Here is a 12,588-nt window from a genome sequence, read left to right as displayed (position 1 = left end):
CAGCAGTGAAACGATGCATCGCCGATGGTAGTGTGGGGTTTCCCCATGTGAGAGTAGGTCATCGTCAAGATTCATTTCGCAAAACCCCTATCTGCGCATGCAGGTAGGGGTTTTGTCTTTTTGGCGCAAAAATCCCCCGCCTTGCTCGGTCCCTGGCCTCACCCAAATCCCTGTAGGAGCGGCTTTAGCCGCGAACACCGGCGCAGCCGGTGCCATCCACCGCGCCGTCTGCTTCGCGGCTAAAGCCGCTCCTACAGCGACCGAGCAGTGCCCACATACAATCATGAAATGTGCGTCATTTATGCCTGACGAATCACAGGGCAATGCTACGCTCGCGTAAATACTCAGCACGGATACCCACCATGGAAATGAACTGGCACCAGGCCCTGCAAGAGAGCCTGAGCTGGCTGGCAATCGCCTCGTTCATCACCCTTGTCTGTTTCACCGCAGCCGCCACACTGGCCGTTCGGTGTACGCGCTGGGGTAGCCAGTTCTGGCAGCTTGCCGGGCCCTATTTCAGCTTCAGGCGCAGTTGGCGGCCGTTGCTGGTGTTCGCACTGCTGCTGGTACTGACATTGTTCTCGGTACGCCTGAACGTGCTGTTCTCGTTCTGGTACAACGGCTTCTACAGTGCCTTGCAGGGCCTGGATCAAACTGCTTTCTGGTACCTGCTCGGCGTTTTCGCGGTGCTGGCCACCATTCATGTGCTGCGCTCGCTGTTCACCTTCTACGTAAGCCAGGCGTTCAGTATCAAGTGGCGGGTCTGGCTTACCGAACGGCTGACCCACGACTGGATGCACGGTGATGCCTACTACCGTGGTCAGTTCCTCGCCGAGCCGGTGGACAACCCCGACCAGCGTATCGAGCTGGACGTCAACGCCTTCGTCAGCAACTCGGTGACCCTGGCCCTGGGTGCGGTCAGCGCATTGGTATCGCTGGTGGCGTTTACCGGGATCCTCTGGGGGTTGTCGGCACCGCTGACTATCGCCGGGGTGGAAGTCCCCCGGGCGATGGTGTTTGCCGTCTACTTGTATGTCATCGTCGCCACCTGGGTCGCCTTCCGCCTTGGGCGCCCGTTGATCCGCCTGAATTTCCTCAACGAAAAGCTCACCGCCAACTTTCGCTACGCGCTGATGCGCCTGCGCGAGAATGCCGAGAACATTGCCTTTTACCAGGGCGCCAAGGTCGAGCGGGGCACCTTGCTGGGTCGCTTTGGCGCCTTGATCGTGAATGCCTGGGCGCTGGTGTTCCGAAACCTCAAGTTCAGTGGTTTCAACCTGGGCGTCAGCCAGGTTGCCGTGGTGTTCCCGTTCATTCTCCAGGCGCCACGCTTCTTCAGCGGGGCGATCAAGCTGGGCGATGTGATGCAGACCGCCCAGGCCTTTGGCCAGGTGCAGGACTCGTTGTCGTTCTTCCGCGAATCGTACGATGCGTTCGCCCAGTACCGCGCCACCCTCGACCGTCTGACCGGGTTCCTTGATGCCAACCAGCAGGCGAGCACCTTGCCGCGTGTCACCACCGAGGACCAGGCCCATGCCTTGGAGATCACCCGCCTGCAGGTGCTTCGCCCGGATGGGCACGCCCTTATCGCTGACCTGGACTTGCGCCTGCACGCCGGTCAGGCCCTGTTGATCAAGGGCCCGTCGGGTAGTGGCAAAACCACGCTGTTACGTGCGCTGGCCGGCCTCTGGCCGTATGCCGAAGGTGAGGTCAGGCGGCCGCTGGGCCATCAGGCGCTGTTCTTGTCGCAGCGCCCGTACCTGCCGCTGGGTGATCTGCGTACCGTCATCGCCTACCCGGCAGCCAGCAAGGCGGAGGATGAAACGCGCATGCAGCAGGCATTGCGCCAGGTCAACCTGGCCCACCTGGCTGAGCAGCTGGGTGTCAGTTGCGACTGGTCACACATTCTTTCGGTAGGTGAACAGCAGCGCCTGGCGTTCGCCCGGGTGTTGTTCAACCGGCCTCAGGTGGTGTTCCTCGACGAGTCCACCTCCGCTATGGACGAAGGGCTCGAGCATGCCCTGTACTCGCTGTTGCGCACGGAAATGCCGAGCGCGTTGCTGGTCAGTGTCGGCCATCGCAGTACGCTGTCGGGGTTCCATACCCACCGGCTGGAGGTAGATGGGCAAGGCGGCTGGTCGTTGCTTGAGCAGCAGCCAGCGCTGGCCTAGTTAGGCATGTGGGGCCGGTCTTCATCTAGCATCGCAATCAACTCGGCCCCTTCATTGCGTACATTGCCGACATCCTTGCCCACGGCAAACCATTCGAACGCCTCCACCGGCAGGCAGCGCTCCCGTGCCAGGCGTTCGGCTTCTTCGGCAGACATGTCAGGGTCGATCCACGCCCGAGCATCCGCTGGCCCCAGCACCAAAGGGCGGCGGTCATGGATATCGACCATGCCTTGGTCACTGGCGGCGGTGATGATCACGAAACCGTCGCCTTCATTGGGCTCCAGCCCCGCGTGCACCTCGGCCAATGCGGCCATGAACATCGGCGCCTGGCTCTTCAGGCGGATGAAGTAGGGCTGCTTGCGCTTGGGTTGCTGTGGGTCTGCCACCCATTCGTACCAACCATCAGCCATGACCAGCGCCCGCCCTTGCGGCCACAAGGCCTTGAAGAACTTGCCGGTGGTCACCGTCTCGACCCGGGCGTTGATCGGCGCAGGGTGTTTGTTGGTGGCCCAGAATGGTGCCCAGCCCCAATGGCAGGGGTCGATGCGCAAGCCATCTTCAGCATTGTGCAGGATCAGCACGCGGCTACCGGGGGCAACGTTGTAGCGGCCGATCGGCACATTGTCGTAGCCGCTGATCACGTCCTGCTCGGCATCCAGTTCACGCAGATAGTCAGCCAGGCCCTGGTACTGGGCAAAGCGTCCACACATGGCATGTCCCCCACTTGTCGAAATATCCTACGGCGAAATTGACCGGATACTCGCTACAGCGTTTACTGTATATACATACAGTTTAATTTCAAGGCCGTGTCATGACTTCCATCCTGGGTCCCATCACGTGCGGCAGCGCTACCGTGCCGCGCTATTCGTTCCGCGTTCCGGCGGGCTTCCCCTCGCCAGCAGCGGACCACATGGAGCAGCCCATCTCGTTGGACGAGCTGTTCAACCTGCGCGCGCCGCACATGTACTTGGTCAGGATAGACGGCGACAGCATGCAGGGGGCAGGCATCTTCGACGGTGATCTGGTGCTGGTCGACCGTTCGATCGAGGCGCGCCATGGCCACATCGTGATCGCCGCGGTCAATGGCGAACCGCTGTGCAAGCGGCTGCACCGCATCGGCAGCCAAGTGGCGCTGCGCTCGGAAAACCCGCGCTTTGCGCCAAGGTACATTCTGGAGGGTGACGAGTTGACGATCTGGGGCGTGGTCACCTTCAGCGTTCGCAGCCATGACCCGTTAGCCTAGGCGGGCTCAGCGCAACAGCGTCACCCCCAGCAGCGTGGCGCTGGCAAACCCCGCCCCGACCAGAAAGGTCGCCTGGAACCCCGCGCCGTCCCACAACAGCCCGGCCATCACGCTGGCCACCAGCAGCGCCACCCCCGTCAGCAGGTTGAACAGGCCGAAGGCGGTACCGCGCAGGTTGGCAGGTGCGCTGTCGGCAATCATGGCGGCGAAGATGCCCTGGCTGAAGCCCAGATGCAGGCCCCAGGCGGCAACCCCCAGGGCCAACCCGGCCCAGCCCGGCAGCAGGGCCAGCAGCAGGTCGGCGGTGATCAGCAGCGCCAGCCCGGCCATCAGCACGCCGCGGCGGCCCACGCGGTCCGACAGCACCCCGGCAGGGTAGGCCGACAGCGAATAGGCCAGGGCCATCAGTACCAGCACGGCCGGCGCCCATAGCGGTGCCAGGCCCATGTCCTGGGCCCGCAGCAGCAGGAACGCTTCGCTGAAGCGGGCGAGGGTGAACAACGTGGCCAGGCCGATCAACCGCCAGTAGGCCGGGCCCAGGCGCACCAGTTCGCGCAATGCCAGCGGTACGCGAACCGGCCTGGTCGTGGTCGGTGTTTCAGGTTCGCGCACGAAGGCGATAAGGATGTACACCGCCACAAACGCCGGGATCACCGCTACCCAGAACACGGTTTGGAAATGGCTCGCGGTCAGCCACATCAGCATGATCGCCAGCAACGGCCCAAGGAAGGCGCCGACGGTGTCGAGGGCCTGGCGCAGGCCGAACGCTGCGCCGCGCAACTCGGCGGGTGTGACATCGGCCACCAGCGCATCGCGCGGCGCCCCACGAATGCCTTTACCGACCCGGTCGATGAAGCGTGCCGCGGTCAGCCACTCAAGCCCGGAAGCCAGGGGGAACACCGGCTTGGTCAGCGCGGCCAGGCCGTAGCCGAGCACTGTAAGCAGCTTGCGCTTGCCCAGCCGATCGCTGAGGGCGCCGGAGAATACCTTGGTGATGGACGCAGTCGCTTCGGCGATGCCTTCTATGACGCCCACCGCCACCACCGAGGTGCCGAGTACGGTGACCATGTACAGCGGCAGCAGGGCGTGGATCATCTCCGAGGAAATGTCCATGAACATCGACACGAAGCCCAGCGCCCAGACGCTGCGGGGGATCTTCGACAGGCTTCTGGTGGCACCCGCAGTGCTGCTTTCTTCGTTGCTACGCATCAGGGGCCTCGGCAGAGTCGCTACGTTCGAAACTGTAGGAGCCAGCGCGCAGGATGCAAACCGGATGGGTGGATAGCGGCAACGTCGTGTAGATATGATCTACTGTATATGGATACAGTATTGGTGATTTTGCCACATGAAGCCGTCCCCTGTTTTTGCCCTGATCGACTGCAACAGTTTCTACGCCAGCTGCGAGCGGGTGTTCCGCCCCGACCTGTTGCGCACGCCCATCGTTGTGCTCAGCAACAATGATGGTTGCGTTGTTGCCCGCAGTGCCGAGGCCAAGCCGCTGGTGAAAATGGGGCAGCCTTACTATCAGGCGAAGGACCTGTTGCAACGCCATGGCGTGGTGGCGTTTTCCTCCAACTATGCGTTGTACGGTGACATGAGCCAGCGCGTGATGGCGGTGATCGAGGGCATGGTCCCGGCGCTGGAGGTGTACTCCATCGATGAAGCCTTTGCCGATCTGGCCGGCATGCCTGGCGATCTCGAATACCTGGGCCGCTGCATTCGCGAGCGGGTGTTCAAGCACACCGCCATCCCGGTCGGCGTCGGTATTGCCACTACCAAGACCCTGGCCAAGCTGGCCAATCACGCGGCTAAACGTTGGGCCCAGCAGAGTGGCGGGGTGGTCGACCTGCGTGACCCGGTGAAGTACGAATGGGTGTTGAAGAAGTGTGATGTTTCCGAAGTCTGGGGCATCGGCCAACGGCTTACGGCGCATTTGCAAGGTATGGGCATCCGCAGCGCCTGGGACCTGTCCCGCGCCGAACCCGGCCTGTTGCGCAAGGCCTTCAGCGTGGTGGTGGAAAAGACCGCCCGTGAACTGGCCGGCACGCCGTGCCTGCAACTGGAGGAGGTTGACCCGCCCCGCCAGGAAATCTGCTGCAGCCGAATGTTCGGCCAACGCCTGACCGAACTTGCTCCACTCAAGGAGGCGGTGGCCACCTATGTGATGCGTGCCTCGGAAAAGCTGCGCCAGCAGCGCTCGCTGGCCCGGCGCATGCGCGTGAGCATCCGTACCGGCATGTTCAACCCGGACGAGCCTCGCTACGCCAATGGCGTGTTGGTGCAGTTGCCATACCCCACCGATGACCTGCGCCTGCTCACGCGCATGGCCCTGGAGGCACTGGAACGGGTGTATCGGCAAGGGTTTCGCTACAGCAAGGCGGAGGTGTTGCTGCTGGACCTGTGCCAGCGTGGCGAGTACACCGGGGATCTGTTCAGCGCACAGCAAACGCAAAGCGCGGAGCGGGTCATGGCGGTGATCGATGGCGTCAACGCGCGCTGGGGTAGGGGCACATTACGCAGCGCGGCAGTGCCGGCGGCAGCGGAGTGGGCGATGCGCCGGGCGTTGATGAGCGACGGCTTCACCACCCAGGTCGCGGGGTTGTGGCGGGTAGGCTGAGCGCAGCGACACGCGCCGAAATTGCCGGGGCCTATCGCAACGAGTGGTCGCCACGACAAGCCAACCCGAGTCGCTATTACCGGTTCTGAAGCACTTCGCGAAACAGGTCTGGACGAGAAGCAGCAATGTGCAGGAGGGATCGAGCGGCACCCGATGGTGTGTGCCGACCTTGCTCCCACTCTTGAACCGTACGTTATGGATTCCAGCAATTCTTCGGCGACATTTCGGCTGGCATCACGCAACATCAGCTCTTTTTCAGTCAGGGGCATGGTTCAGCTCCTTCGCCATCTTGCACAGAATGTGCGCAGGTATATTTTCGGAAGGGATTTTGCTTCGCTCGTCTGGGATCAAAAAGAGTGAGGTTGTATCGAGCGGTTGCTGATCAGTCCATTCGGAGCGTCCTGCCTTGAAGGCAGCGTTGGCCCGGCAATCTCAAACACTCAACCGCAAGGCCAGCGCCGCCAAGGTCACCAACAACACCGGCACAGTCAGCAACACCCCAACCTTGAAGTAATACCCCCACCCAATCACTACCCCCTTGCGCGCCAGTACATGCAGCCACAGCAAGGTGGCCAGGCTGCCGATCGGGGTGATTTTCGGCCCCAGGTCGCAGCCGATCACGTTGGCGTAGATCATCGCTTCGCGCACCACGCCTTGCGCGTCGCTGGCATGAATCGACAATGCTCCGATCAGTACGCTGGGCAGGTTGTTCATTACCGAGGAAAGCAGCGCCGCCACAAACCCGGTACCGAGCGCGGCGGCCCACAGGCCTTGCTCGGCCAGCCCATTCAGCAAGCGGGTTAGCGAGTCGGTCAGGCCGGCATTGCGCAAGCCGTAGACCACCAGGTACATCCCCAGCGAAAACACCACGATGTGCCAGGGTGCTTCGCGCAGCACGCGGCGGGTCATGATCACCTGGCCGCGCGCAGCCACTGCGAAAAGCACCAGCGCGCCGGCAGCGGACACTGCACTTACCGGGATGCCCAGCGGCTCCAGTACGAACAAGCCGGCCAGCAACCCCAGTAGCACCACCCAGCCCACGCGAAAAGTGGCGCGGTCACGCACGGCCAGGGCGGGTAGCTTGAGCGCCTCGGTGGCGTAGCGGGCCGGGATATCACGGCGAAAGTACAACCACAGCACCAGCAGCGTGGCTGTTACTGCCACCAGGTTCACCGGCACCATCACGCTGGCGTAGGTGTTGAAGCCAAGCCGGAAATAGTCCGCCGAAACGATGTTGACCAGGTTCGACACCACCAGCGGCAGGCTAGCGGTGTCGGCGATAAAGCCGGCGCCCATCACGAAGGCGAGGGTTGCGCCAGGGGAGAAGCGCAGCGCCAGCAGCATCGACATGACGATCGGGGTGAGGATAAGCGCTGCGCCGTCATTGGCAAACAGTGCCGACACTGCTGCACCCAACAGCACCATGAAGGCGAACAGCCGGCGCCCATCACCCTGCGCCCAACGTGCCACATGCAGGGCAGCCCATTCGAAGAAGCCGGCCTCGTCCAACAGCAGGCTGATGACGATCAGGGCGATGAAGGTGGCGGTAGCGTTCCAGATAATGGCCCAGACGGCGGGGATGTCGTGTAGCGATACCACCCCAAACAGCAGGGCCAGGATCGCGCCAAGGGTGGCGCTCCAGCCAACGCCCAGGCCTTTGGGTTGCCAGATGACCAAGGTAAGAGTGAGCAGGAAGATCAACGCGGCTGGCAGCATGAAGACTCGGCTCAAGGCATGGAGGGAGGGCAAGTGATCACTGTAGACAGCGCAGAAACCCATTACCTCCGGATCGAGCGATCGTGCAACATTTTTGCATCATGCGAACGGCAACTGCTCTATCCCGGCTTCTGCAAAGTTCCGTTACAAACATGTAAACTTCGTAAATAAGATTTAAACTCATTTGCGAATCCCTATATTTACCACCCCTGTTGGCCGCCAAACTGTGTTTGCGGGGCCGGTGGGCGAGGGCTCCCGGTTTCCGACAGGGATGTGCCTTTTTCGCTCATGAATCGCAGGAGATGTACCCATGCAGTGCAGAACTTCACCCAACAGCCTGGCCCTGGCGTTTGTCGCGCTGGCGTCACCGGCCATGCTGGCCAGCGCGGCCCAGGCCGAAGAAAAGCGCACGGGTGAGGTACTGGAAGTGCCGGTCGCCGATAACGCACTGGTGATTCAGGACACCCTGATCACTGCCGAGCGCGAAGCGCGCCAAGCCCTGGGCTCGTCGATCATCACCGCCGAAGACATCAAGCGCCACCCACCAGCCAATGACCTGTCCGACATCATCCGTCGCGAGCCTGGGGTCAACCTGACCGGCAACAGCGCCAGTGGGGCACGTGGCAACAACCGCCAGATCGACCTGCGCGGCATGGGCCCGGAAAACACCCTGATCCTCATCGATGGCAAGCCTTCCAGCGCCCGTAACGCCGTGCGCTACGGCTGGAACGGCGACCGCGATACCCGTGGCGAAACCAACTGGGTACCGGCCGAAGCGGTCGAGCGTATCGAGATCCTGCGTGGCCCAGCGGCCGCACGCTACGGCTCCGGAGCCATGGGCGGGGTGGTCAACATCATCACCAAACGGCCAACCGATGAGCTCAAGGGCAGCGTCAGCCTGTACACCCAGTTGCCTGAAGACAACGCCGAAGGCGCTAGCCGCCGCGCCAACTTCAACCTGGGCGGTGGCCTTACCGACAACCTCGGCTTGCGCCTGTACGGCGGCCTGGCCAAGACCGACGCCGACGACCTGGACATCAACGCCGGGCATGCCACCAGTGCGCTGGTGGCGGGTCGCGAAGGGGTGCGCAACAAGGATATCAACGGCCTGTTGAGCTGGAAGCTGAACGACGAACACCGCCTTGAAGCCAGCGCCGGCTATAGCCGCCAAGGCAACATCTTTGCTGGCGACACCATGAACAGCAACGGCGGTGGCGATGTCGAGTTCGTTTCCAGCCTGTACGGCCACGAAACCAACGTGATGCAGCGCAGCACCTATGACCTGACCCACCTGGGCGATTTCACCTGGGGTACCAGCAAGACCACGCTGGCTTACGAGTACGTGCGCAACTGGCGCCTCAACGAGGGCCTGGCAGGCCGTACCGAAGGCGCGCCCAGCGACGAAGGTGGGGCCATGTCGCGCCTGCGCAACACGCGTTTGAGCAGTGAAGTGAACCTGCCGTTTGCCATGGGCAGCACCGAGCATGTGCTGACCCTGGGCGGCGAGTACCTGTACGAAGCCCTCAACGACCAGGGTTCGTTGCGCCCGCAAAGTTCCGACCCCACCAGCAATGGCGGGCTGATCGGCTTCGATCGCAGCAGCTCGAAGATGACCGCGCGCAGCTACGCGCTGTTCGTCGAGGACAACATCATTCTCGGCGATACCACCATTACTCCGGGGCTGCGTTTCGATCACCACGAAACCTTTGGCGACAACTTCAGCCCCAGCCTCAACCTGTCGCACAAGCTGACCGAAGCGCTGTCGGTAAAAGGTGGCATCGCGCGCGCTTACAAGGTGCCGAACCTGTACCAGTCCAACCCCAACTACCTGCTGTACAGCCGCGGTAACGGCTGCAGCGTGCAGCAGACCAACAACGGTGGTTGCTACCTGCAGGGCAACGCCGACCTCAAGCCTGAGATCAGCGTCAACAAGGAAATCGGCCTGCTGTACGACCGTGGCACCTGGCGCACCAGTGCCACCTACTTCCGCAACGACTACAAGAACAAGATCATCGGTGATACCGATGTGCTGTACACCATCGGCACCGGCAGCCGCGTGACCCAGTGGGACAACGCCGGCAAGGCGCGGGTGGAAGGTATCGAGGGCAACTTCTTCATCGAGCTGACGCCAACCCTGGACTGGAACACCAACCTGACCTGGATGCTCGACAACGACAACCGCGAGACCGGCGAGCCGCTGTCGGTGATCCCTGAATACACCGTCAACACCACCCTCGACTGGCGCGCTACCGAGCAGCTGTCGTTCCAGGTGGCGGGTACTTACTTCGGCAAGCAGAAATCGCCGACCTACAACTACCGCACCCAGCAGGACTACGACAAAACCGCGCAAGAGGATGTCGAGGCCTATGGCCTGGTGGACGTGAGCGCCGGGTACAAGTTCAACGCCAACTATGACGTGCGGGTGGGGCTGAACAACGTGTTCGACAAGCAGATCCTGCGGGGTGGTAACGCCAGCACCTCGGGGGCCAATACCTATAACCAGCCGGGCAGGGCGGTGTTTGCTGCGCTGAATATCAACTTCTGACAGCGGGGGCCGCTTTGCGGCCCGATCGCGACACAAGGCCGCTCCTACAGGCGATTCGCGTCTCCCTGTAGGAGCGGCCTTGTGTCGCGATCGGGCTGCAAAGCAGCCCCAGATGCCCTCCCTGTACATGCCAAGGAGCCCCTAATGGTCAAAGCCCCCGCCTGGCTACAGATCCTCTCCCGCAGCAGCGCCGCGCTGCTCGGCGGCTATGCCCTCAGCTACGCCGCCAGTGCCTGCCTGGCGCGTATCCTGCCGCTGGCTGCCAGCGACGCGGTCATTGTCGCGACCCTGCCGGCCTTCATCTTCTACACCGCCGCCATCCTGTGGGCCTTCGCCAGCCGTGATGCCCTGCGCGCCTGGGCGCCGCTAGCGCTGGCCGTGCCTCTTGCCTTGATCGGTTTCTGGTCGCAGGCACTGGAGTGGCTGCCATGAAGAACACCTTCACCCAATCAATGGCCTGGCTGCACACCTGGGCCGGGCTGATCTTCGGCTGGCTGCTGTTTGCCATCTTCGTCACCGGCACCCTGGCGGTGTTCGACAAGGAACTAAACCACTGGATGCAACCGGAAATCCCGGCCAACCAGGTGACCCAGGCCGAGGCCGCCCAGCGTGCTATCGCCTACCTGCAGGCCCATGAGCCGCAGGCGGGCAACTGGGGTATCAGCCTGCCGAGCGAGCGCTCGCCTGGGCTGCGCGTGTCTACCGGCGACCGGCGCCACGGCGCAGGCGTACAGCTCGACCCGCGTACCGGCGAAGCCATCGAGGTGCGCGACAGTGTCGGCGGCAACTTCTTCTTCCGCTTCCACTTCACCCTCGACCTGCCGCGTAACTGGGGTATCTTCGTGGTCGGCGCACTGGCGCTGGTGATGCTTGCTGCGCTGGTCACCGGCATCGTCGTCCACAAGAAGATCTTCAAGGAGTTCTTCACCTTCCGGCCGAACAAAGGCCAGCGCTCGTGGCTGGACTTTCACAACGCCAGCGCGGTGCTATTGCTGCCATTCCACCTGATGATCACCTACACCGGCCTGGTGATTTTCATGCTCATCTACATCCCCGCCGGGGTCGATGCGCTGTTCGCTGGCGACACGCGCGCCTACTTCCAGGCCCAGGGCAACGCTCGCCTGGAACAGCCCCGTGGCCTGGTCAGGCAGCCGGCCACGCTGGTCGATGTGGTGCCGCTGCTAGCCCAGGCCGAAGCACGCCTGGGGCCGATTGGCGGCTTGAACATCCGCAACCCCAATACCGCGGCGGCGCGTGTCGAAATCCGTCCGGAGCTGGGCAACCGCATCGCTCTGGCCAAGGGCCAGGCGATGGTCTTCGATGGCGTTAGCGGGCAATTGCTCAGCGACGCACCCGAATGGCGCGCGGCACCTTTGACCCAGCGGGTCATGGTTGGCCTGCACTTCGCCCAGTTTGGTGGCTACCCGATGCGCTGGCTGTACTTCATCTGCGGGCTGGTCAGTTGCCTGATGATCGCCAGCGGGCTGGTGCTGTTCTGCGTGAAGCGTGGGCGCAAGTATGCCAGCGCCACCACCGAGGTTTCGGCGCGGCGCTGGTACCGGGTGGCCGAGGTATGCAACGTGGGCTTCATCAGCGGCCTGCTGTTGGCCTGTGTCGGGCTTTTGTGGGCCAGCCGCCTGCTGCCGGTGGAGCTGGTGCAGCGGGAGAGCTGGGAAATACGTGCGTTCTTTGGCGTATGGCTGCTGGCGCTGTTGCATGCCGGCATCAGGCCGGCGCGCCGGGCCTGGGTCGAGCAACTGCTGCTGACGGCATTGCTGTGCATCGGCCTGGGTGCGTTTGGTGGCCTTGAAGACGCGATGCGCCTGGGGGTGGCGGCCAGTGCGCTGGTGTTGGGTGTACTGCTCGGGCTGGCGGCATGGCGGGTGCGCCAGGCGCAGCCGGTAGCGCAGAAGGCCAGGGCAGGGCGGCACATGGAGGCTGGGGCATGATGATGTGGATCACGGGCGGCGTGTTGTTCGCCTACGCCGGCATGCTCGGGCTGTGCCAAGGGCTGGAGCGGCATTACAAGCAGGTGTGGAACCGGCCCTGCCCGCGTGCAATGCGTATCGGCCTGCGCAGTGCAGGTTGGCTGGCATTGCTGGCCAGCCTGGTGCTGTGTGCCCAGGCCTGGGGCTGGGCCATGGGGCCGGTGGCCTGGTTCGCTGCGCTGTCGCTGGCGGGGATGCTGCTGGTGATGTTGCTGCCGTACAGGCCGCGGCTGGCGGTGGGGTTGGTGCTGACAGTGCCTGTGTGGGGGATGCTGCAGGTAGTTGTCTGAGCTGATCCATGCTAAACC

The 12,588-nt window shown here is 63.1% G+C and carries 10 protein-coding genes and 1 pseudogene; 7 read left to right on the top strand and 4 right to left on the bottom strand.

Annotated features, from left to right (window positions below; all coding sequences use genetic code 11):
* Nucleotides 1-362: 362 nt before the first annotated feature.
* Nucleotides 363-2,171, top strand: a complete 1,809-nt coding sequence (locus tag ACIP1G_RS11620; protein WP_400736771.1) for an ABC transporter ATP-binding protein/permease — start codon at nucleotides 363-365, stop codon at nucleotides 2,169-2,171.
* Here the strand turns inward: ACIP1G_RS11620 and ACIP1G_RS11615 are convergent.
* Nucleotides 2,168-2,881, bottom strand: a complete 714-nt coding sequence (locus ACIP1G_RS11615) for an SOS response-associated peptidase family protein (protein ID WP_400736769.1) — start codon at nucleotides 2,879-2,881, stop codon at nucleotides 2,168-2,170. The genes ACIP1G_RS11620 and ACIP1G_RS11615 overlap by 4 nt on opposite strands.
* A gap of 101 nt (nucleotides 2,882-2,982) precedes the next feature.
* On the opposite strand from ACIP1G_RS11615, the gene ACIP1G_RS11610 reads away from it, so the two are divergent.
* Nucleotides 2,983-3,414 (top strand): LexA family protein, encoded by a 432-nt coding sequence (locus ACIP1G_RS11610; protein WP_400736766.1) that lies wholly within the window; start codon nucleotides 2,983-2,985, stop codon nucleotides 3,412-3,414.
* 6 nt (nucleotides 3,415-3,420) lie between these two features.
* Here the strand turns inward: ACIP1G_RS11610 and ACIP1G_RS11605 are convergent, their stop codons facing one another.
* Entirely contained in the window at nucleotides 3,421-4,623 is a 1,203-nt protein-coding gene (locus tag ACIP1G_RS11605) for an MFS transporter (RefSeq protein ID WP_400736763.1), read from the bottom strand.
* A gap of 136 nt (nucleotides 4,624-4,759) precedes the next feature.
* Between ACIP1G_RS11605 and umuC the strand changes: the two genes are divergently transcribed.
* Complete coding sequence (gene umuC / locus ACIP1G_RS11600) at nucleotides 4,760-6,031, top strand: translesion error-prone DNA polymerase V subunit UmuC (RefSeq protein WP_400736761.1); 1,272 nt, start codon at nucleotides 4,760-4,762, stop codon at nucleotides 6,029-6,031.
* Nucleotides 6,032-6,107: 76 nt separating this feature from the next.
* Here the strand turns inward: umuC and ACIP1G_RS11595 are convergent.
* Together ACIP1G_RS11595 and ACIP1G_RS11590 are read right to left on the bottom strand one after the other, a co-directional pair.
* Nucleotides 6,108-6,300, bottom strand: a pseudogene (locus tag ACIP1G_RS11595) (helix-turn-helix domain-containing protein).
* Nucleotides 6,301-6,463: 163 nt separating this feature from the next.
* Nucleotides 6,464-7,747 carry an arsenic transporter gene (locus ACIP1G_RS11590; protein WP_400736758.1) on the bottom strand — a complete coding sequence of 428 codons (1,284 nt, stop codon included), beginning with the start codon at nucleotides 7,745-7,747 and terminating at the stop codon, nucleotides 6,464-6,466.
* A gap of 310 nt (nucleotides 7,748-8,057) precedes the next feature.
* On the opposite strand from ACIP1G_RS11590, the gene ACIP1G_RS11585 reads away from it, so the two are divergent.
* The 4 genes from ACIP1G_RS11585 (at nucleotide 8,058) to ACIP1G_RS11570 (ending at nucleotide 12,570) form a co-directional block, all read left to right on the top strand.
* Nucleotides 8,058-10,292, top strand: a complete 2,235-nt coding sequence (locus ACIP1G_RS11585; RefSeq protein WP_400736755.1) for a TonB-dependent siderophore receptor — start codon at nucleotides 8,058-8,060, stop codon at nucleotides 10,290-10,292.
* A 144-nt stretch (nucleotides 10,293-10,436) separates the two neighbouring features.
* Nucleotides 10,437-10,724 (top strand): iron transporter, encoded by a 288-nt coding sequence (locus ACIP1G_RS11580; protein WP_400736752.1) that lies wholly within the window; start codon nucleotides 10,437-10,439, stop codon nucleotides 10,722-10,724.
* Nucleotides 10,721-12,241, top strand: coding sequence for a PepSY-associated TM helix domain-containing protein (locus ACIP1G_RS11575; RefSeq protein WP_400736749.1), 1,521 nt, complete (start codon nucleotides 10,721-10,723; stop codon nucleotides 12,239-12,241). Before ACIP1G_RS11580 ends, ACIP1G_RS11575 begins: the two co-directional genes overlap by 4 nt.
* Complete coding sequence (locus ACIP1G_RS11570; RefSeq protein ID WP_400736746.1) at nucleotides 12,238-12,570, top strand: DUF3325 domain-containing protein; 333 nt, start codon at nucleotides 12,238-12,240, stop codon at nucleotides 12,568-12,570. Before ACIP1G_RS11575 ends, ACIP1G_RS11570 begins: the two co-directional genes overlap by 4 nt.
* Nucleotides 12,571-12,588: the final 18 nt, after the last annotated feature.

Origin of the sequence: Pseudomonas sp. NPDC089392 (genome assembly GCF_044749595.1) — a bacterium.
Taxonomy (GTDB): Bacteria; Pseudomonadota; Gammaproteobacteria; order Pseudomonadales; family Pseudomonadaceae; genus Aquipseudomonas.
Note: the sequence above shows the minus strand (reverse complement) of the source record. Positions and strands in the feature narration are given on the sequence as shown.